This is a genomic window from Actinomycetospora endophytica, from assembly GCF_021026375.1.
GTDB lineage: Bacteria > Actinomycetota > Actinomycetes > Mycobacteriales > Pseudonocardiaceae > Actinomycetospora > Actinomycetospora endophytica.
The window spans coordinates 111,197-130,774 of the sequence record NZ_JAJNDB010000011.1 but is presented as its reverse complement, the minus strand read 5'-3'; the positions used below and the strand labels follow the sequence as shown (position 1 = coordinate 130,774).

At 74.4% G+C, this 19,578-nt stretch carries 20 protein-coding genes; 14 read left to right on the top strand and 6 right to left on the bottom strand.

The genetic code is table 11. The features are described 5' to 3' along the window. The first annotated feature begins 244 nt into the window (after positions 1-244). Positions 245-1,549 (top strand): L-seryl-tRNA(Sec) selenium transferase, encoded by a 1,305-nt coding sequence (gene selA / locus LQ327_RS33145; protein ID WP_230740964.1) that lies wholly within the window; start codon positions 245-247, stop codon positions 1,547-1,549. Then, the gene (selB, locus tag LQ327_RS33140; RefSeq protein ID WP_230740962.1) at positions 1,546-3,387 is read left to right on the top strand and encodes a selenocysteine-specific translation elongation factor; all 1,842 of its coding nucleotides are present in this window, start codon (positions 1,546-1,548) and stop codon (positions 3,385-3,387) included. The genes selA and selB overlap by 4 nt, the downstream gene beginning before the upstream one ends. 48 nt (positions 3,388-3,435) lie before the next feature. Here the strand turns inward: selB and LQ327_RS33135 are convergent, their stop codons facing one another. From LQ327_RS33135 to LQ327_RS33125, 3 genes are all read right to left on the bottom strand, one after another. Continuing rightward, positions 3,436-4,221: an RNA polymerase sigma factor SigF gene (locus tag LQ327_RS33135; protein ID WP_230740959.1), complete on the bottom strand. Its 786-nt coding sequence runs from the start codon at positions 4,219-4,221 to the stop codon at positions 3,436-3,438. After that, positions 4,218-4,697, bottom strand: a complete 480-nt coding sequence (locus tag LQ327_RS33130) for an ATP-binding protein (protein ID WP_230740957.1) — start codon at positions 4,695-4,697, stop codon at positions 4,218-4,220. The genes LQ327_RS33135 and LQ327_RS33130 overlap by 4 nt, the downstream gene beginning before the upstream one ends. 201 nt (positions 4,698-4,898) lie before the next feature. Beyond that, positions 4,899-5,300: an STAS domain-containing protein gene (locus LQ327_RS33125; RefSeq protein WP_230740955.1), complete on the bottom strand. Its 402-nt coding sequence runs from the start codon at positions 5,298-5,300 to the stop codon at positions 4,899-4,901. Between the two features lie 298 nt (positions 5,301-5,598). Between LQ327_RS33125 and LQ327_RS33120 the strand changes: the two genes are divergently transcribed. Beyond that, entirely contained in the window at positions 5,599-5,913 is a 315-nt protein-coding gene (locus tag LQ327_RS33120) for a WhiB family transcriptional regulator (protein WP_230740953.1), read from the top strand. Between the two features lie 28 nt (positions 5,914-5,941). Here LQ327_RS33120 and LQ327_RS33115 read toward each other — a convergent pair whose 3' ends face one another. Further along, positions 5,942-6,466: a proteasome activator gene (locus LQ327_RS33115; protein ID WP_308286418.1), complete on the bottom strand. Its 525-nt coding sequence runs from the start codon at positions 6,464-6,466 to the stop codon at positions 5,942-5,944. A 133-nt stretch (positions 6,467-6,599) separates the two neighbouring features. On the opposite strand from LQ327_RS33115, the gene LQ327_RS35150 reads away from it, so the two are divergent. The 8 genes from LQ327_RS35150 to LQ327_RS33075 all read left to right on the top strand — a co-directional run bounded on the left by LQ327_RS35150 (position 6,600) and on the right by LQ327_RS33075 (position 14,508). After that, positions 6,600-7,355: an ATP-binding protein gene (locus LQ327_RS35150; protein ID WP_230740951.1), complete on the top strand. Its 756-nt coding sequence runs from the start codon at positions 6,600-6,602 to the stop codon at positions 7,353-7,355. 295 nt (positions 7,356-7,650) lie between these two features. Then, a complete protein-coding gene (locus LQ327_RS33105; RefSeq protein ID WP_230740949.1) occupies positions 7,651-8,061 on the top strand; it encodes a hypothetical protein in 411 nt (136 codons plus the stop codon). Between the two features lie 186 nt (positions 8,062-8,247). Next, entirely contained in the window at positions 8,248-10,323 is a 2,076-nt protein-coding gene (locus LQ327_RS33100) for a 4-alpha-glucanotransferase (protein WP_230740947.1), read from the top strand. 207 nt (positions 10,324-10,530) lie between these two features. Then, positions 10,531-10,944 (top strand): STAS domain-containing protein, encoded by a 414-nt coding sequence (locus LQ327_RS33095; protein ID WP_230740945.1) that lies wholly within the window; start codon positions 10,531-10,533, stop codon positions 10,942-10,944. 210 nt (positions 10,945-11,154) lie between these two features. After that, positions 11,155-11,577 carry an ATP-binding protein gene (locus LQ327_RS33090; protein ID WP_230740944.1) on the top strand — a complete coding sequence of 141 codons (423 nt, stop codon included), beginning with the start codon at positions 11,155-11,157 and terminating at the stop codon, positions 11,575-11,577. 107 nt (positions 11,578-11,684) lie between these two features. Continuing rightward, positions 11,685-12,425, top strand: a complete 741-nt coding sequence (locus tag LQ327_RS33085) for an RNA polymerase sigma factor SigF (protein ID WP_230740991.1) — start codon at positions 11,685-11,687, stop codon at positions 12,423-12,425. 42 nt (positions 12,426-12,467) lie between these two features. After that, the gene (locus LQ327_RS33080; RefSeq protein WP_230740943.1) at positions 12,468-13,544 is read left to right on the top strand and encodes an NADH:flavin oxidoreductase/NADH oxidase; all 1,077 of its coding nucleotides are present in this window, start codon (positions 12,468-12,470) and stop codon (positions 13,542-13,544) included. A gap of 76 nt (positions 13,545-13,620) precedes the next feature. Continuing rightward, the gene (locus LQ327_RS33075; RefSeq protein WP_230740942.1) at positions 13,621-14,508 is read left to right on the top strand and encodes a DUF1206 domain-containing protein; all 888 of its coding nucleotides are present in this window, start codon (positions 13,621-13,623) and stop codon (positions 14,506-14,508) included. 70 nt (positions 14,509-14,578) lie between these two features. Here LQ327_RS33075 and LQ327_RS35145 read toward each other — a convergent pair whose 3' ends face one another. Both LQ327_RS35145 and LQ327_RS33065 read right to left on the bottom strand, forming a co-directional pair. Continuing rightward, entirely contained in the window at positions 14,579-15,097 is a 519-nt protein-coding gene (locus tag LQ327_RS35145) for an ATP dependent DNA ligase (protein ID WP_230740941.1), read from the bottom strand. After that, positions 15,090-15,581 (bottom strand): ATP-dependent DNA ligase, encoded by a 492-nt coding sequence (locus LQ327_RS33065; RefSeq protein ID WP_230740940.1) that lies wholly within the window; start codon positions 15,579-15,581, stop codon positions 15,090-15,092. The genes LQ327_RS35145 and LQ327_RS33065 overlap by 8 nt, the downstream gene beginning before the upstream one ends. A 59-nt stretch (positions 15,582-15,640) precedes the next feature. Between LQ327_RS33065 and LQ327_RS33060 the strand changes: the two genes are divergently transcribed. From LQ327_RS33060 to LQ327_RS33050, 3 genes are read left to right on the top strand one after another with little or no spacing between them, the layout of a single operon-like run. Then, positions 15,641-15,835, top strand: coding sequence for a hypothetical protein (locus LQ327_RS33060; RefSeq protein WP_230740938.1), 195 nt, complete (start codon positions 15,641-15,643; stop codon positions 15,833-15,835). Positions 15,836-15,881: 46 nt separating this feature from the next. After that, the gene (locus tag LQ327_RS33055) at positions 15,882-17,897 is read left to right on the top strand and encodes an SDR family oxidoreductase (protein ID WP_230740936.1); all 2,016 of its coding nucleotides are present in this window, start codon (positions 15,882-15,884) and stop codon (positions 17,895-17,897) included. Then, entirely contained in the window at positions 17,894-19,519 is a 1,626-nt protein-coding gene (locus LQ327_RS33050) for an AMP-binding protein (RefSeq protein WP_230740934.1), read from the top strand. Before LQ327_RS33055 ends, LQ327_RS33050 begins: the two co-directional genes overlap by 4 nt. The last annotated feature ends 59 nt before the right edge of the window (positions 19,520-19,578 follow it).

The following is a 19,578-nucleotide window of genomic DNA, read 5'->3' as shown; positions in this document are numbered from 1 at the left end:
CGCACGCCGCCCGACCCCATCGGGACGAACGACTCGTTCGTGGCGTCTATGTGCACGAACGGGTCGTTCGTCACCTTCCAGCGGCACGAACGGGTCGTTCGTCACCTTCCAGCGGCACGAACGGCGCGTTCGTCACCCTCCAGCGGCACGAACGGCGCGTTCGTCACCTTCCTGCGGCACGGATCCAGCCGCCCGGTCCCGGGGTGGGGCGGCGCCACGGCGTGAACCGGTGGATCCTGGGCAGATGACCGGGGTGAGCACCGACGACGTCCGACGCCGGATCCCGCGCACGGACACCGTCCTGGCCGAGCCCCCGGTGGCGGACGCGGTCGCGGTCGTCGGCCGGGCGCGGGTGAAGGACCTCGTCGTCGCCGCCCAGGACCGCGCCCGACGCGGCGAGCTCGCGCCGGAGGACGTCACGGACGCCGTCGTCGCCGAGCTGGCGCGGCTGGGCCCGACGGCCGCGAGCCTGCGCCCGGTCATCAACGCCAGCGGGGTCCTGCTGCACACGAACCTCGGCCGGGCGCCGCTGTCGCGCGCGGCGCGTGAGGCGGCCGTCGCGGCGGCCGGCACCACCGACGTCGAGCTCGACCTGGCCACCGGCGAGCGCGGCCGCCGCGGGGCGGGCGCGCTGGACGCGCTGGCGGCGGCGGTGCCGGACGCGGGCGGCGTGCACGTCGCGAACAACGGGGCGGCGGCACTCGTGCTCGCCGCGACCGCGCTGGCCGCCGGGCGCGAGATCGTCATCGCCCGCGGCGAGATGGTCGAGATCGGCGACGGGTTCCGGGTGCCGGACCTGCTGGTGTCGACCGGTGCCCGGCTGCGCGAGGTCGGCACGACGAACCGGGTGCACCGTCGCGACTACGCCGAGGCCGTCGGCCCGGACACCGGGATGATCCTCAAGGTCCACCCGTCGAACTTCGTCGTCTCCGGGTTCACCTCCGCGGTGCCGACCGACGAGCTCACCGGGCTGGGCGTGCCCGTCGTCGTCGACATCGGCTCCGGGCTGCTCGCCCCCGACCCGGCGCTGCCCGACGAGCCCGACGCGACGTCGTCGCTGCGGGCGGGCGCGGACCTGGTGACGGCGTCGGGCGACAAGCTGCTCGGCGGACCGCAGGCGGGTCTGCTGCTGGGGAGCGCCGAGCTGGTGCACCGGCTGCGTCGGCATCCACTGGCCCGGGCGCTGCGGGTGGACAAGCTGACCCTCGCCGCGCTGGAGGCCACGCTGCGGGGCCCCGAACCACCGGCGCGGGCGATGCTGCACACCCCGTACGCGGCGTTGCGGGAACGGACGGAGGCGCTCGCGGCGGAACTCGGCCTGGAGGCCGTCGACTGCACCGCCGCCGTCGGGGGTGGGGGTGCACCCGGCGTCGAGCTCCCGAGCGCCGGGCTGGCGCTGCCCGTGGCGGCCGCCGCGGCGCTGCGGGTCGGGGCCGACCCGGTGGTGGCCCGGGTGGAGCACGGGCGATGCGTCGTGGACCTGCGCTCGGTCGACCCCGACGACGACGCGCGGCTGGCGGCGGCGCTCCGGGCGGTCACCGGGTCATGAAGGTGGTCGCCACCGCCGGGCACGTCGACCACGGCAAGTCCACGCTGATCCGCGCGCTGACCGGGATGGAGCCCGACCGGTGGGCCGAGGAGCGCCGCCGCGGGATGACGATCGACCTGGGGTTCGCGTGGACGCGGCTGGGCGAGGAGACCGTCGCGTTCGTCGACGTCCCGGGCCACGAGCGCTTCGTGACGCAGATGCTCGCCGGGGTCGGTCCGGTGCCGGCGACGATGTTCGTGGTCGCCGCCGACGAGGGCTGGATGCCGCAGTCCGGGGAGCACCTCGACGCGCTGCACGCGCTGGGTGTGCAGGACGGGGTGCTGGTCGTGACGCGTTCCGACCTCGCCGACCCCGAGCTCGCGCGTGACGAGGCGTTGGAGCATCTCGCGGAGTCGACCCTCGGGCGGCTCCCGGCGGTCTGCGTCTCCGGCGCGACCGGGGAGGGACTCGACGACCTCCGGGACGCGCTGGGGGCGCTGGCGGGCCGGTTGCCGGAGCCCGACGTCGAGGGCGACGTGCGGCTCTGGGTGGACCGCGCCTTCTCGATCCGCGGCGCGGGCACGGTCGTCACCGGGACGCTCGGGGCCGGGCGGATCGCCGCGGGCGACGAGCTGGTCCTGGCGGGCTCCGGTGAGGAGCGCACGGTGGCCGTGCGCGCGCTGCAGGCGCTCGGGGAGCCGGTCGACGCGGCGCCGGCGGTGTCGCGGGTCGCGCTGAACCTGCGCGGCGTCCCGCTGGAGGCGCTGTCCCGCGGCGACGCGCTGCTCACGCCGGGCCGGTGGCTGAGCACGACCGTCGTCGACGTCCGGCTGCACCCGCCGCGGGGTGGCGCGGCGAGGGAGAAGCTCCCGGCGCAGGTGATGCTGCACGTCGGGTCCTCGGCGGTCGCGGCGCGAGTGCGTCCGCTCTCGCGGGAGGACGCCCCGGACACCGGCGCGGGCGACGGATCCGGGGACGCGGTGGGCACCCGCACCTTGCGGCTCACCCTGCGCGCCCCGCTGCCGCTGCGCCCCGGGGACCGCGCGCTGCTGCGCGACCCGGGCGCGCACGCCGTCCTGGGCGGCCTGACGGTGCTCGACGTCCGGCCCCCGGAGCTGCGCCGCCGGGGTGCCGCGCGCAGCCGGGCGACCCAGCTCGCGGAGACCTCCGGTGCGCCGGACCCCTCGACCGAGCTACGCCGGCGGAAGCTCGTGCGGGTCTCCGACCTCGCCGGGCTCGGTCTGGCGGGGGCGCCCCCGGACGCTCCCGCGGCGGCGGGCTGGCTCGTCGACCCGGCGCACCTCGACGCGCTGTCCGGCCGGCTGGTCACCGCGGTCGCCGAGCACGCGGCGGCGAACCCCCTCGATCCCGGGCTGCCCGCCCGCGCCGCCGCCCGCGCCCTCGAGCTCCCCGACGCCCGGCTGCTGACGCTGGTGCTGGCTCGTCGTCCGGCGTCGGAGGATCTGGTGGAGGACGGCGGGCGGATCCTGCGCCACGGCGACGGCGGGCTGCCCGCGGTGGTGCGCACGGCGCTCGCGGCGGTGCACGCCGACCTCGAGGCCGCCCCGTTCGCGGCGCCCGAGGCCGGTCGGCTCGCCGAGCTCGGACTGGGGGCGAAGCAGCTCGGCGCCGCAGTGCGCGCCGGGGAGCTGGTGCGGATCGCCGACGGCATCTACCTGCGCCCGGACGCCCCGGACCGCGCGGTGGACGTGCTCGGGAGGCTCGACCAGCCGTTCACGGTGTCGGCGGCGCGCCAGGCGCTGGGCACCACGCGCCGGGTCGCCGTGCCGCTGCTCGAGCTGCTCGCGAAGACCGGCCGGACCCGTCATTACGGGGACGCGCACGCCGTGCGCATGTGAACGTTTGTGGTCGTCAGGACGACCACAAACGTTCACATGGCCGAAGGCCTATTCCGACAGCTCCTGCCGCAACGCCGCGAGCGTGCGGGTGAGCAACCGGGAGACGTGCATCTGGGAGACCCCGACCTGCTCGGCGATCTGGGTCTGCGTCATGCCGCCGAAGAAGCGCAGCATCACGATGGTGCGCTCACGCTCGGGCAGCCGGCGCAGCGCGGGCTGCACCGTCTCGCGGTGCTCGACCTGGGCGAGCTCCTCGTCGACGGTCCCGAGCACGTCGGCCAGCCGCCCGGAGGACGGGTCGTCGACGAGCATGTCGTCCAGCGAGCTCGAGCGGTACGCGTTGGCCGCCTCGAGCGCCTCCAGGATCTCCTCGCGCGGGCGCGTCAGGCGTTCGGCGAGCTCCCCTGCCGTCGGCGCACGACCCAGCTCCTGGGACAGCGCCGGCATGGCCGAGCCGATCGCGAGCCGCAGATCCTTGAGACGGCGCGGGACCCGGGTGGACCAGGCCTTGTCGCGGAAGTAGCGGCGGACCTCGCCGGTGATCGTCGGCACCGCGTAGGACAGGAAGTCCGAGCCGCGCTCCGGGGAGAAGCGGTCGACGGCGTGGATCAGCCCGACCGTCGCGACCTGCTCCAGGTCCTCCTGGGGCTCTCCGCGCTGGGAGAACCGGCGCGCGATGTGCCGGGCGAGGGGCAGGTAGCCCTCCACCAGCTGGTCGCGCAACGACTCCCGACGTCGGTCGCCGTCCGGCAGCGACGCGTGCTCCACCAGGAGGGGAGTCAAGTGGCCGTAGGAGTCGTCCCCGCGCTTCTCCTGCCCGGCCGGCACGCTCACGCCGTCGTCCGGTCCTTCAGGAGGCGGATGCCGAGCCACTCCGGGTCGCCGTCGAGGACCTCGGCGGCATCGGTCAGCGTGTCGAGGACCCGCCAGCCGAAGGTGTCCTGTCGCAGCGTGGTGGGCGCGTCCACCGGGACGCGGGCGACCACGGCGATGCGGCCGTCGACCACGGTGAACCCGCAGCGCAGCTGACCACCCGGCGCGGCCAGCGGGACCAGCGCGGAGCAGGCCTCGTCGACGGCCATGCGGAGGTCGGAGACCGCGTCGAGGTCGAAGTCGGCACGCGCGGCGAGGTCGGCGGCGACGGCTCGCACCGACGGGATGAGCGCCGGGTCGGCGTGCACGCGCACCTCGACCGGGCTCGGCACCTCGCCGAGACTCTTCGTGTCGGACAGACCGTCGACCTCGGTCGCCGCTCCCGGAGCAGGGACCTCGGGCACGCGCTCACGCTGCTGCGGTTCGGGCGTCTGCACGACTGCGGGTCTCCGTTCGCGGCGGGTAGGTCGGGCTGGTCCGACAGTGACGGTCCGGGGCCGAACCTTCGACCGGCCGGACGGGTGGTTCCGCCGGTCGCTGCATCACCGTATCGGCGCACGGGTCGCTGGTCACCACCGGTGGTGGCGCGCGTGTCGACGTGCCGATGGGCACGCCCCGGGTGGAGGAGCCGGACCGCCTCAGGCGGCCAGCGCCTCCTCCACCGTCGAGTGGATCTCGAAGAGGTCCGTGAGGCCGGTGGCCTGCAGCGGACGGCTCACCGGCCGGCTGTCGGCGACGAGCCGGAGCGAGACCCCGCGGTTGCGCGACTCGTCGAGGGCCTCGACCAGCAGCGCGAGGCCGCTGGAGCCGAGGAACTCGACGGCGAGCATGTCGAGCACGAGGACCGACAGGCCGGCCCCCAGCTCCTCGGTGACCTTCGCCCGCAACGCGGGCGTCGTCAGCATGTCGATCTCACCGGACAGGCGGATCACCGATGTCGGGCCGGAGCGCTCGACCTCGACCCCCATGGGCTCCTCCGTGGAGAAGTCGTCCTCCGTCGCCACGACCTCGCGCCCCCCGTTCCCTGCGCTCTCGGACATGCACTGCACTCCTCTTGGATCTCTGGGCTACGGCGGCGCCAGTGCGGCCGCACGGTACCCACCGGGCGGACCCTACTCGCGACGCACGGTCGCCGGGCGCGTGCGGGGCGCCGTGGGCGATCCCACGGTCGACGGAGCGGGGCCCGAACGGCCCCGTGAACGGTCGCGCTCCACCGAGTGACGGCTCACGGGTTTGTGTCCGTTCACATCTGGGGATACCCGCGACGTCGGATGGGCCGAGATCATCCCGACCCACCGGAGCGTGCCCGCAAGCTCCCCTTCGTACCTGGAGGTTCCCGTGGCTGATGTGCGTCTGCTGCCCGGCCCGATCATCGACGAGTGGGACTGGCAGCTCCACGGCTCCTGCCGCGGCATGGATTCCAGCTTCTTCTTCCACCCCGACGGCGAGCGTGGCCCGCGCCGCGAGCAGCGCGCGAGCCAGGCCAAGCGGGTCTGCATGAGCTGTCCGGTCCTGGAGCCGTGCCGTCGGCACGCGCTGGCCACCCGGGAGCCCTACGGCGTGTGGGGCGGGCTCACCGAGGACGAGCGCCGCTCGGCGCTGCGTCGCCCGCTGCACGGCTCGCCCGCCGGTGAGGTCGTCCTCGAGGCCTGAGTCTCGAGATCCGCCGAGCGGCGGTCGGTCAGAGGTACTGGCCGCCGAGCTGCCCGACGTCGACCGCGGCCTCGCCCGCGGCGCCGCCACGGCCCCGGCGCATCTGCTCGAGCTGGCCCCGCGCGGACATCTGCTGGGCGAGCACCGCGCTCTGGATGCCGTGGAAGAGCCCTTCCAGCCAGCCGAGCAGCTGGGCCTGGGCGATCCGCAGTTCCGCCTGCGAGGGCACCTCGTCGGTGCCCAGCGGCAGCGAGATGCGCTCCAGCTCGTCGCGCAGCTCGGGAGCGAGGCCCTTGCCCAGCTCGGTGATCGACCGGGCGTGGATGTCGGCCAGCCGGGCCCGGCCCGCTTCGTCGAGCGGTGCCTGGCGGACCTCCTCGATGAGCTTGCCGACCATCCCGGCCACCCGCATCACCGCGCCCGGCGACTCGACCAGCTCCGCGGTCCCCGCACCGTCCCCGGCACCGCTCGCCGCGGCGGCCGCCAGCGCCGAGCGCGACTCGGCGCGAGCCTCGCGAGCGTCGTCGATGCCGTCCTGGAGTTCCTCGCTCACCGTTCCATCATGTCCTCCCGCCGCAGCCGTCCGCGCGGGAACCGTCCGTCGAGGTCACGGACGGGTGCGGCACCCGGGTCACAGTCGGGCTTGGCACCCGGTGACCCGGGGTACCTCGGCCGCGAGGTGAATCGTGCAGAAGCTCGCGTGGGAGGTCCGTCCCGCGCCGCCGTCGGGCGGCGCGGTGGTCGCGTCGGTCCGTGGCGACCTGGACCGCGCGAACCGGGCGGCCCTCGTCGCGTCGCTCGCGGAGCTGCTCGGCGAGCACCGCGGGGTGGTCCTCGACGTCTCGGAGCTCCGGCCCGGGCAGAGCTCGGCGGTGCACGCGTTCACCGACGCCCTCGCCCGGGCCGGCGGGTGGCCCCGTGCCTGTCTCGCGCTCGTCGCGCCCGGGCCCGAGCTCGCGGCGCTGCTCACCTCGTCGCGGGTCGCCGACGAGGCGCCGGTGTACGCCGACGTCACCGAGGCCCTCGCCCGTCTGGCGGACCGGCCCGACGTGCTGCGTGACGGCTGGCGCTTCGACGTCGACCCGCACGCCCCCGGACGGGCGCGGTCCCAGGTCCGGGAGCTGTGCCGGCGGTGGGGGCTGGGCCGCGAGGTCCGGGAGGCCGCCGAGATCGTCGTCACCGAGCTGGTCACCAACGCCGTCGAGCACGCCCTCAGCCCGTCGGTGGTCGAGATCGAGCGCCACGGCGACGCCTTCCGGATGGCGGTGCGGGACTACGGCTCCGGGGCCGACCACGTGGTCCCGGAGGCGACCTCCTGGCACGCGCCGCCGACGTCCTCCCCGCGCGGGCGGGGCCTGGCGATGGTCGCGGCCGTGTCGCGGACCTGGGGCGTGCTCCGCCACCCGGACGGCAAGACCATCTGGGCGGAGATGGCCGCCTGAGCGTGGTGTGACCCGGGCGACCCGGACGCAGCCCCCGGGGGCTCCCGGACGTCTCTTCGGACGTGGCACCGGAAAAGCCCTGTCGCTCCCGACCCGGAGAGCACAGACTGGGCTGAACGGTTGACGGCGACAGGGTGGTCGCCGTCATCGACGCCGCCGACCGTCGCTCGGCGTCGACGCTGACCGGCCACACGCACCGGTTGTTGACCGTCGTGTGACCGGCCCGGTGTTTCGCTGTCACACAGCGTGCCGACCCTGGAATGGCTCCACCCGGATCTCCGTACCCGAACGGAAGGTGACCGTGCTCCTCGAACCCACCACCACCCGGCCCGACAGTGCCGTCCCCGCCGCCCATCTCGATGCCGACACCCTCTCCCTGGCCGCGACGCCGACCGCCGCCGTCACGCCCGAAGCGCCCGGGATCACCGAAGACCCCCGGCCCCTCCCGGACGATCTCGCCCCGCTGGTCTCCCGTGCGCGCCGCGACCGCGGCTCCGCGCTGGCCCTCGTGCACCTGCTGCTCGAGCAGGGCTGGACCGCCTCGGCCGTGAGCGCCACGCTCGCCGGCCAGGTCGGCCTGACCCGCACCCAGATCGAGGCGCTCGCCACCGTGCGCCGGCCGCGGACCTCCGCGTCCGACGTCGCCGACCGCCTGGTGGCCGCGCGCCACCCGCTCGCCCGCGTGCCGCACCAGCGGCGCGGCTGAGCCGCCCGCCGCACCCGCCGGCCCCGTCCGGCGCGAGCCGCACCGTCACCGCCCGCCGGGCGGCGACGGTGCCGTTCGTGCGGAACGGGACCCTCGCCACGCGTCCGGACGGCGCGTCGGGAAACGCCCTCGCCGGCCGACCTGGGATCCTGGACTGGTCCATCGCCCGATCCCCGAGGAGCAACGGTGCCTCCCGTCCAGGACGACCTCGCCGAGCTCGCGGCGGCGTACGGGGTCGCGACCCGCTACCGCGACGCCTCGGAGCGCACCGTGGAGGTCGACTCCGGCATCGTCGTCGACGTCCTGGCCGCCCTGGACGTCGACGCCTCCTCCCCCGAGGCCGTCCGCGAGGCGCTGCGCGAGCGGCGCGGGCGCACCGAGCTGCCGCCGACGATCGTCGCGCCGACCGATCTGGCGCTGCCCGGCCCGGGCGAGCTGACCCTCGAGGACGGCACCGTCCGGTCGGTGACCACGCTGGACCTGGCGGACCTGCCGGTCGGCTACCACCGGCTCCGGTGCGGCGGTGCGGAGTCGACCGTGCTCGTGGCGCCCGACCGGCTCCCCGAGGTGCCGCGCACCTGGGGCTGGATGGTGCAGCTCTACTCGCTGCACTCGGCCGAGTCGTGGGGCTGCGGCGACCTGGTCGACCTGCGTGACCTGCTCGGCGCCGCGTCCGCCCAGGGCGCGGGGGCGGTGCTGTGCAACCCGCTGCACGCCCTGCGCCTGGACCCGACGGTCGAGCCGTCGCCGTACTCGCCGTCGTCGCGCCGCTTCCTGCACCCGGTGTCGCTGCGGGTGCAGGCCACCCCGGCCTACCGCGCCGCGCCCGCGCACGTCCGGCACGCGGTCGACCGGCTCGCCCCGGGCCACGACACCGTCGACGTGCTCGCGGAGTCCGCCGACGACGGCCTCATCGACTACGACGCGGTGTGGGACGCCAAGCGGTCCGCGCTCGCGCTGCTGCGGCCCTTCGCCGGGTCGGTGGGCGCGCTGCCGGGCCTCCCGGGTCGCGAGGCCCCGCTGGTACCGGGCGGGTTCCTCGTCGCCGCCGAGGAGGACACCGAGTACGCCTCGACCGACGAGGCGCTCGCGGGTGAGCACCGGGCCGCCGTCGCCGCGATGGACCAGGCGCTGCGCGAGGTCGCCACCTGGTTCGCGCTGGCCGAACGGCACGGCCCGGAGTGGCGGTCGTGGCCCGAGGGCCTCCGGTCCCCCGACGGGCCGGGCATCCCGGCGGCGCAGGCCGAGCTCGCCGACCGGATCGTCTTCCACGCCTGGTGCCAGTACCTGCTCGACGTCCAGCTCGCCGAGGCTCACGCCGCCACCTTCGGCATGCCCGTCGGCCTCGTCGCCGACCTCGCCGTCGGGTGCGCACCGGACGGGGCCGACGCCTGGGCACTGCAGTCCTTCCTCGCGCCCGGGGTGCACGTGGGTGCGCCGCCGGACGACTTCAACCAGCTCGGCCAGGACTGGTCGCTGCCCCCGTGGCGCCCCGACCGGCTCGCCGAGGCCGGCTACGCGCCGCTGCGCGAGATGCTGGCCGCGGTGCTGCACCACGCCGACGGCGTGCGGATCGACCACGTCGCCGGGCTCTGGCGGCTGTGGTGGATCCCGCCCGGCCGGCCCGCCACCGAGGGCACCTACGTCGCCTACGACGCCCGGGCCATGCTCGCCGTCCTGACGATCGAGGCCACACGGGCCGGGGCCATCGTCGTCGGGGAGGATCTCGGGACGGTCGAGCCCGAGGTGACCGAGGGCCTCGCCGCGCGCGGGATGCTCGGGTGCGCGGTGCTGTGGTTCCAGCGCGACGACGCGGGCCGGCTCGTCCCGCCCCCGCAGTGGTTTGCCTCGACCCTCGGCACGATCTCGACGCACGACCTCCCGACGGCGGTGGGTTTCCTCCGCGACGAGCACGTCCGGGCGCGGGAGGCCGCCGGGCTGCTCACCGACCCGGACGGGGCCCGCGAGCAGGCCGAGCGCGACCGCGCGGAGCTCCTGGCGCTGCTCGAGGCGCAGGGCGTGCTCGGCGAGGACCGCTCGGAGCAGGCGATCGTCGGGGCCATGCACACGCTGCTGGCTCGCGCGGCCTCGCGGATCGTGCTGGCCTCCTTCACCGACGTGCTCGACGAGGTACGCCAGCCGAACCTCCCCGGGACCACCGACGCCTACCCGAACTGGCGCATCCCGTTGCCCCTCTCGACGGAGGAGCTGCTGCGCGATCCCCGGGTGCAGGCGACCGTGCAGGCACTCCGGGGACGCTGAGCGGCGGAGTGGATCACCCGGGCGGAGGAGTCGCCGACGGGAACGGCGACGGCGCGTGACCCCCGTCGTCGGGTGGTCGTTACCGTCGCGACAAGCAGACCGCGGGGTCAAGCCTCGGCCCCCGGTCTCCACCGACCCGTCATGCCGACCGCTCCCCCGTCCTCGCTGGCCCGAACGACGGCGGGAGCCCGTGCTCCTGGAGGCTGCGTGCACCCCGATCCTCACGACGACGGTGTGCCGGAGCCCGGGGCCGCCGAGGTGGCCGTGCGGGAGGCGGCGCCCGGGGTGCACGTCGTGGCGGTCGTCGGCGACGTCGACGCCCAGTCCCTCGGCACCGTGCGGCTCGGCGTCGAGCGGGCCCTCGAGGCGGGCGCCCGCGCGGTGGTGCTCGACCTCACCGGCGTGGTGCTGCTGGCCTCGGCGGGCATGACGCTGCTCCTCGAGCTCACCGACGACCTGCGCCTGCGCGGCGCCGAGCTCCTCCTCGCCGGCTCGGGACGGACCGTGCGCCGCCCGCTGGCCGTGACCGGTCTGGACCGGGCGCTGGCCCTGCACGACGACGTCCCGGCGGCCCTCGCCGCGGCGGCCCCACCGGCCCGTCACGAATCGCCGCAGAACTAGATCCACACCTCGGTCCGGGGTGACCGCCGGTTTGTCGGCAGGGGCCTCGGGTACACGACGGGCGACCGATGACGGCCGGGACCCACCCGCGCCGCGGCGACCGACGCGCTCCCCGCGGATGTCCGGGTGCGGCGCGGAACCGACGAGGAGGTGCTCGTGGCGCGGCCCGAACCCCCTGTCACGAACGGACCTGTCACGTGCGGCTCCGGCGTGCCCGGCGACCGGTTCGACCCACCGGAGGACGTCGAGGTCCGTGTCCCGGCCGGACCGCGGGCCGTGATCACCATGCGCACCGTCGCGGCCGACCTGGCCGCCCGCGCCGAGTTCACCCTCGACGCCGTGGCCGACCTGCGGATGGCCGTCGACGAGGCGTGCTCGAGCCTGATCACGCTCGCCCGCCCCGACACGCGCCTGACCTGCACCTTCAACGTCCACGAGGAGCACATCACGGTGACCGCATCGGTCCTGACCACCGGCGCGGAACGGCTGGACACCGACTCGTTCGGATGGCGGGTCCTGACGACGCTGGCGAGCGACGTCCGGATGCTCTCGGCCACCCCCGGCCAGGACGGCGACCCGTTCCGCCTCGCCCTCCGCCTCTCCGTCGAGCGTCTGGGGACCCCGCTGTCGTGACGGCTCGTGAGGTCGACCCCGAGACCGACGAGAACGCCTCCTCCGACGAGAAAGCCTCCGCGGAGACGAACGGACGGCGCGGCTCGCGGGGTGAGTACGACCACCTCATGCCGATGCTCGCCGAGCACGCGAACCTGCCCGAGGGCAGCCCGCGTCGTGCGGAGCTGCGCGACGAGCTGGTCCGCGGTCACCTCCCGGTCGCCCAGCACATCGCCCGGCGCTTCTCCCGGCGCGGCGAGCCGGAGGAGGACCTGGAGCAGGTCGCCACCCTCGGGCTGATCAACGCCGTCGACCGCTACGACCCGGAGCGGGGCACCGACTTCCTGTCCTACGCGGTGCCGACGATCACCGGTGAAGTCCGGCGCCACTTCCGGGACCAGGCGTGGTCGATGCGGGTGCCCCGCCGGCTCAAGGACCTCAACGTCACGCTGTCCTCGGCGATGTCGCAGATGTCGCAGACCCTCGGGCGGGCCCCGACGGCCGCCGAGCTCGCCACGCAGCTCAACCTGCCCAAGGAGGACGTGCTCGAGGCGCTGGAGGCCTCGAACGCGTACCGGTCCGGCTCGCTGGACGAGATGCTCGTCGACGACCCGGACTCGGGCACCGTCTCCGACCTGCTCGGCGAGGCCGACGCGGCCCTGGACAAGGTCGAGTACCAGCAGTCGCTGGCCCCGCTGCTGGCCGACCTGGCCCCGCGCGAGCGCACGATCATCATGCTGCGGTTCTTCAAGAACATGACGCAGTCGCAGATCGCCGAGGAGGTCGGGATCTCGCAGATGCACGTGTCCCGGCTGCTCGCGAAGACGCTGGGCCAGCTGCGGGACGGTCTCGGGGAGAGCGCTCGGTAGGTGCCGGGAAGTTCAACGGCACGAAGATCGTTGAACCGTCACGTGACCAGCGAGCTCTTCACCCCGATCACCCTGCGCGGGACCACCGTCCGCAACCGGATCTGGGTCTCCCCCATGTGCCAGTACTCGGCGACCGACGGCGTGCCCGACGACTGGCACCTCGTGCACCTCGGCCAGTTCGCGGCGGGCGGCGCCGGACTGGTCATGACCGAGGCGGCCGCCGTCGTGCCCGAGGGCCGGATCAGCCCGCAGGACGCCGGCATCTGGAACGACGAGCAGGTCGCGGCCTGGCGCCGCATCGTCGAGTTCCTGCACGCCCGGGGCGCGACCGCCGCGATGCAGCTCGCCCACGCCGGCCGCAAGGCGTCCACCGTCCGGCCCTGGGACGGCACCGGCCCGGTGGCTCCCGACGACGGCGGGTGGACGCCGGTCGGGCCGTCGCCCGAGGCCTTCGCCGACTACACCGAGCCGCAGGAGCTCACCGCGCAGGAGATCGCCGAGCTGCCCGCCGCGTTCGCCGCCGGCGCGCGCCGTGCCCTGGCCGCCGGGTTCGACGTCGTCGAACTGCACCTCGCCCACGGCTACCTGGTGCACCAGTTCCTCTCGCCGCTGTCGAACCGGCGGACCGACTCGTACGGCGGGTCGTTCGAGAACCGGGTCCGGCTCGCCGTCGAGATCACCGCGGCGGTGCGCGCGGCGGTCGGCGACGACGTGCCCGTGCTCGCCCGCATCTCGGCCACCGACTGGACCGAGGGCGGGTGGGACGACTACGACTCGGTCGCGCTGGCCCGCGCGCTCGCCGCGGCGGGCGCGGACCTGGTCGACACGTCGTCGGGCGGCAACGTCCCGCAGGCGGAGATCCCCGTCGGGCCCGGGTACCAGGTGCCGTTCGCCGAGCGCATCCGCCGGGAGGCCGGCGTCCCGACCGGCGCCGTCGGGCTCATCACCGAGCCCGACCAGGCCGAGAAGGTGCTGGCCACCGGCCAGGCGGACGTCGTCCTGCTCGCCCGGGCGTTCCTGCGCGACCCGCACTGGCCGTTACGGGCCGCGCACGAGCTCGGGGCCGACGACGACGTCACCTGGCCCGCGCAGTACGCCCGGGCCGCCCGGTGGCCGTGACCCGTTGGTGTTTTGCCACACAGGTCACAGCCTGCCCACAGCGACAGACGGATCACATCGGGGTACCACTGTTCCCATGAGCTCCGCGCCGACGTCGGCCGCCCCCGGCGGTCCGGCGTCGACGCTCCCGGCGCCGGGTGACACCGGGCCGATCGACCCCGCACCCCGCATCGACCGCGACGCGCCGGCCTGGATGGAGGCCATCGGGCGTGTCGGGCTCGTCGCGTACGGGCTGGTGCACCTCGGGATCGCGGTCCTCGCAGTGCGCATCGCGATGATCGGCGAGCGCGACCAGCACGCCGACCCGCGCGGCGCCATCGAGCTGGTCGCCGCCGGCGGCGGGTTCCTCGGACGGTGGCTGCTCGCGGCGGCCGCGATCGCACTGGTCGCGTTCGCCGCCTGGCAGCTGCGGGCCGCGGCCGTCGGGTTCCGGTGGGCGCGGGACGAGGAGCGCTGGCGCAAGCGGCTGGGTGCCGCGGCGAAGGCCATCGGGGTGCTGTCGGTCGCGTACCTGGCCGCCGAGTTCGCGACGCGGCTGCAGGGTCGCCGCAACGCCTTCCAGATGACGGTGAACGAGGTGTTCGCGCACCCGGCCGGGCGCTGGCTGGTCGGGGCGGTCGGCCTGTTCGCCATCGGGATGTTCTTCTCGATGAGCTACACCGGCATCCGCGCGACGTTCATGGGCGACCTCGTGCCCGAGAAGCTGCCCGGCCACCGGCGCACGCTCACTCTGGTCACCGGGTCGGTCGGGAACCTGACGCGGGCCGTCACCTTCGGCGTCGTCGGCGTCTGTACCGCGTACGCCGCCTGGGACGACGCCCCGCAGCGGATCGGCGGCGTCGACGTCGCGCTGCGGACGATCGCGGCGCACACCCTGGGCGCGACGATGTTCGTGGTCGCCGCGGTGGGGTTCGCGGCGTACTGCGTGTACTGCGTGATAGACGCCTACGCGCGCCATCCATAGGTGCGCCTCGCGCTGGTGAGCACCAATTGATGCTCTGGCGTCAATTTGTGCTCACAAGGCCGTAGGCCACCTAGGTTTCCCGCACCACGTCCGCGGCGTCCTTGTCGATGCGCAGCCCCTGGTAGCGGGGGTGGCGCAGGCGGCCGTCGGAGGTCCACTCGCCGAACCCGACCTGGCAGACCAGCTCCGGACGCACGAAGTGCTGGCCGCGCTCGCGCGGGGCCTCGGAGAACGGCGGGTCGTCGACGGCGAGCGGGTCGAGCCGGGAGCGCAGGAGCTTCAGCGCCGCATCGTCGAACCCCGTCCCGACCTTGCCGGCGTAGCGCAGCTCGCCGTCGGAGTGGTACCCGACGAGCAGCGCCCCGAGCACCTGCCGTGAGCCCGCCGGGTCGGTCCAGCCGCCGATGACGAACTCCTGGTCCTTCACGCACTTCAGCTTCAGCCAGTCCCGGCTGCGTCCCGAGGCGTACGGCGCGTCGAGCCGCTTCGCGATCAGCCCCTCCCAGCCGTCGGCGCAGGCCTCGTCGCGCAGGGCCAGCGGGTCGCCGTCCAGCGTCGGCGAGTGCAGCAGGGGCCCGTCGTCACGCACCACCGTCTCCAGCAGGGCCCCGCCGGGTGCGCAGCGGGAGCCGGGTGACGTCGAGGTCGTCGAGCACGAGCAGGTCGAACAGGTGGCACTCGATCTCGACGCCCGTCGCCCGCGCCCGCTTCGGGTCGCTCAGGTGCATCCGGGCCTGCAGCGACCCGAACTTCCCGTCGGCGGCGACGATCTCGCCGTCGAGCACGAACCGCTCCGGGCCGGCCTCGGCGAGCGCGTCTACCACCTCGGGGTAGCTGGCGTCGGCCGACTTGCGGTTGCGGCTCCAGAGCTTCGGGCGCTCGCCGCGCTCGCGGGTGGCGATGACGCGCACGCCGTCGTACTTGCGCTCGAAGCTCCAGCCCGCCGGCCCGGGCGGTGGGTCGGTCGGCTTGGTGAGGGTCGCGAGCATCGGTTCCCGGAACCCGGCGTCGGGCGCGCGGCGCAGCGCACGGACCTGGTCCTCGGGGAGGTTCTCGAGATCGAGCGGAGTCACGGGAACCATCGTGCCGTGCCGGGGTCTCCCCACGGGGCGAAGTGGGCACCCCTGCATCCATGAGCGACCCAGCGAAACGCGCCGAGGAGATCGAGCAGCGCTACGTCGGCGAGCACGAGCACACCGAGGAGCTGCTCGAGGGCCTCGACCCGGAGCAGCCGGAGGAGCAGAAGACGACCCGGAACGTGGCGGGAGCCGCGCCGGACACGAAGTCCGAGGACGATGTCGACGCGATGAGCCGCGAGGACCCCTGAGCGGGTCTGTGGCGCAGTCCGCGCGGTCGTGCCACGATCCTCCGCCATGCGATATCTCGTTACCGGCGGTACCGGGTTCCTCGGACGCGCGGTCCTCGCCCGACTGCTGGAGCGGGACGACTGCGAGGCGGTCTACACGCTCGTCCGTCGCGGCTCGGTCGACAAGCTCCGCCGCCGCACCCGCGACCTCGAGGGCGCCGACAAGATCGTCACGGTCACCGGTGACCTGACCGCCGAGCGGCTCGGGCTCTCCGACGAGACCGTGGACGATCTCGCGGGCCAGGTCGACGAGGTGCTGCACCTCGGCGCGATCTACGACGTCACCGCGGACGACGCCGCCAACCGGGCCGCGAACGTCGACGGCACCCGCCACGTCGTCGCCGTCACCGCCGAGCTCGGCGCGCGGTGCCTGCACCACGTCTCGTCGGTCGCCGTCGCGGGCGAGCACACCGGGGTCTTCACCGAGGAGGACTTCGACCTCGGCCAGCAGTTCGGCAACCCGTACCACGAGACCAAGTTCGCGGCCGAGAAGATCGTCCGCGAGGAGTCGACGACCGCGTGGCGGGTGTACCGGCCCGCCGTCGTCGTCGGGGACTCGCAGACCGGCGAGATGGACAAGATCGACGGGCCGTACTACCTCATGGGCGCGATCAGCGCCTTCGGCCGGCTCCCGGGCTTCCTGCGCGTCCCGGCGCCGGAGCTCGGTGCGACGAACATCGTCCCGGTCGACTACGTCGCCGACGCGATGGTCCGCCTGGTCCACACGCCGCAGCTCGACGGGCGCGCGTTCCACCTGGTCAGCCCGCGTCCGCAGCCGCTCTCCGAGATCTACAACGCGCTGGCCGGACCGCTCGGCGCCCCGAAGCTCGCCGCGGTGCTGCCCGACGCGCTCGGCTCGGCGCTCACGACCGTCGCCGAGCGCCTCGGCGCCACCCCGGCCGGCGGCTCCGCCCGGGACATCGCGCTCGCCGAGTTCGACATCCCGCCCGAGGTCCTGCCCCACCTGACGTTCCCGTGCGTCTACACCGCGGACCAGACCGTCGAGGCGCTGGACGGCCTCACCCCGCCGGAGTTCGGCGACTACGCGCCCGTCCTCGTCGACTACTGGCGCGAGCACCTCGACCCCAACCGCGCCCGTCGTCACCGCCCCGGTCCCCCGCTGCTCGGACGCCGCGTCGTCATCACCGGCGCGTCGAGCGGGATCGGCCGCGAGACCGCGATCAAGGTCGCGCGCAACGGCGGCGTGCCGCTGCTCGTCGCCCGGCGGACCGAGGAGCTCGAGGCGGTCAAGGTCGAGATCGAGCGCGAGGGCGGCCAGGCGCACGTCTACTCGTGCGACATCACCGACGCCGAGTCGGTCGAGGCGCTGGTCAAGGCGATGCTCGCCGACCACGCCGGGCCCGACACCGGCATCGACATGCTGGTCAACAACGCCGGCCGGTCGATCCGCCGCTCGGTCAAGCTCGAGCTCGATCGATTCCACGACTTCGAGCGCACCATGGCCATCAACTACTTCGGCGCGCTGCGGCTGACGCTCGCCCTGCTGCCGCACATGATCGAGCGCCGTTTCGGGCACATCGTGGACATCTCCTCCATCGGTGTGCAGACCGGCCCGCCGCGCTTCTCGGCGTACGTGGCCTCCAAGGCCGCGCTCGACGCCTGGGCGCGGATCGTCGCCGGAGAGCTCATCGGGGACGGGATCACGTTCACGACGATCCACATGCCGCTCGTCCGCACGCCGATGATCGCGCCCACCCGGATCTACGACGCGTTCCCGACGGCGAGTCCCGAGGAGGCCGCGGACATGGTCGTCCACGCCCTCGTCGACCGCCCGAAGCACGTGGGCACGGCCCTGGGCACGCTCGGCGCGGTCTCGGCGAACATCGCGCCGCGCCTCGTCGACGTCGTCATGCACGTCGCCTACCGCGTTTTCCCGGAGTCATCGGCGGCCCGGGAGGGTAGTGGGGAGAAGACCCCCGGTGAGGACCGCGCCCTCGAGGCGGGCCCGCTGTCCCGGGGAGCGCAGGCCTTTGCCCGACTTCTGCCTGGAGTGCACTGGTGAGGACGCCGTTCGGAACCCCGACCGAGCTCGCGACGGGGGTGCGCCTGCTCATCGAGTCCGGCGTGGTCGCCCCGATCCGGCCCGACCGCGTGGCCCGGTTCCCCGTGGCGCTCTACCGCTACGGATTCACCCCGACGACGGCGTTCGTGGTCGGCGCGTGGCGCCACCCCGACCGGCTCGCCCTCGTCGACGACCGGGGCACGCTGACCTTCGACGAGCTGCACACCCGCACCGATCGGCTCGGCCGCGCCCTGGCCGACCGCGGCGTCGGGCCCGGGAGCCGCGTCGCGGTGCTCTGCCGCAACCACCGGGGGCCGATCGAGGCCATCGTCGCCGCCTCGAAGATCGGCGCGGACGTCGTCCTGCTCAACACCGGGCTGTCCCCGCAGCAGATGGGCGCGGTCGCGAAGGAGCAGGAGATCACGACGATCGTCGTCGACTCCGACCTCGCCGACCGGCTCGAGCAGGTCGACGACTCGGTCACCCAGATCGCCGCCTGGCAGGACGCGGGCGCCGCGTGCTGGGGCGACGACACCCTCGAGGGCCTCATCGCGGTCGACGGGTCCAAGCCGCTCCCGACGAAGCCGCCGACGGGCAAGACGATCGTGCTCACCTCGGGCACCACCGGGACGCCGAAGGGCGCGGAGCGGCCGTCGCCGGCCGGGATCGGCCCGGTCAACGCGATCCTCTCCCGCATCCCGCTGACCGCCCGCGAGCCGGCGCTGGTCTCGGCGCCGCTGTTCCACACCTGGGGCTTCGCGGCGTTCCAGATCGGCTCGCTCATGGGCTCCACGCTGGTGCTGCGGCGCAAGTTCGACCCCGAGGACGCGCTGGTCCAGCTCGCGACCCACCGCTGCACCTCGATGTTCGCGGTGCCGGTGATGCTGCAACGGATCCTCGAGCTCGGCGACGACGTGCTCGCCCGCTACGACACCTCCGCGCTGCGGACCGTCACAGCGACCGGCTCGGCGATGCCACCCCACAAGGTCACCCAGTTCCTGGAGAGCTTCGGCGACAAGCTCTACATGCTCTACGGCTCCACCGAGGTCTCGTGGGCCTCGATCGCGAAGCCCGAGGAGCTGCGTCAGGAGCCCGGGACGGCGGGCCGCCCGCCGGTCGGCACCGAGGTGAAGATCCTCGGCGACGACGACCGCGAGCTCCCGGCCGGCGAGACGGGGCGGATCTTCGTCGGGAACGACATGCTCTTCACCGGCTACACCGGCGGCCGCGGCCAGACCGACGTCGTCGACGGCATGCTCGGCACCGGCGACCTCGGCCACTACGACGCCAACGGCCTGCTGTTCGTCTCCGGCCGCGCCGACGACATGATCGTCTCGGGCGGGGAGAACATCCACGCCGGCGAGGTCGAGGGGCTGCTGGCCGACATGGACGGGGTCAAGGAGGCGGCCGTCGTCGGGGTCGACGACGAGGAGTACGGCCAGCGCCTGGCGGCCTACCTCGTGCTCGAGTCCGGCGCGTCGCTGACCGCCGACGAGGTCCGCGACCACGTCAAGAACCACCTGGCCCGCTTCGCCTCCCCCCGTGACGTCGAGTTCCTCGACGCGCTGCCCCGCAACCAGACCGGCAAGGTCGTCAAGGCGCAGCTGGGGTCGTCGTCGTGAGGGGGCCTGCGTTCGGTTGACCGGAACTCTCCTCGACTCCCCCGCTCCCCCCTGGAGAA

Coding starts and splice junctions, on each gene's coding strand:
- LQ327_RS33060 (WP_230740938.1), top strand. CDS start 15,641: ATGAGCGACCCAGCGAAACGCGCCGAGGAGATCGAGCAGCGCTACGTC.
- selB (WP_230740962.1), top strand. CDS start 1,546: ATGAAGGTGGTCGCCACCGCCGGGCACGTCGACCACGGCAAGTCCACG.
- selA (WP_230740964.1), top strand. CDS start 245: ATGACCGGGGTGAGCACCGACGACGTCCGACGCCGGATCCCGCGCACG.
- LQ327_RS33055 (WP_230740936.1), top strand. CDS start 15,882: ATGCGATATCTCGTTACCGGCGGTACCGGGTTCCTCGGACGCGCGGTC.
- LQ327_RS33075 (WP_230740942.1), top strand. CDS start 13,621: ATGAGCTCCGCGCCGACGTCGGCCGCCCCCGGCGGTCCGGCGTCGACG.
- LQ327_RS33125 (WP_230740955.1), bottom strand. CDS start 5,300: ATGTCCGAGAGCGCAGGGAACGGGGGGCGCGAGGTCGTGGCGACGGAG.
- LQ327_RS33085 (WP_230740991.1), top strand. CDS start 11,685: ATGCCGATGCTCGCCGAGCACGCGAACCTGCCCGAGGGCAGCCCGCGT.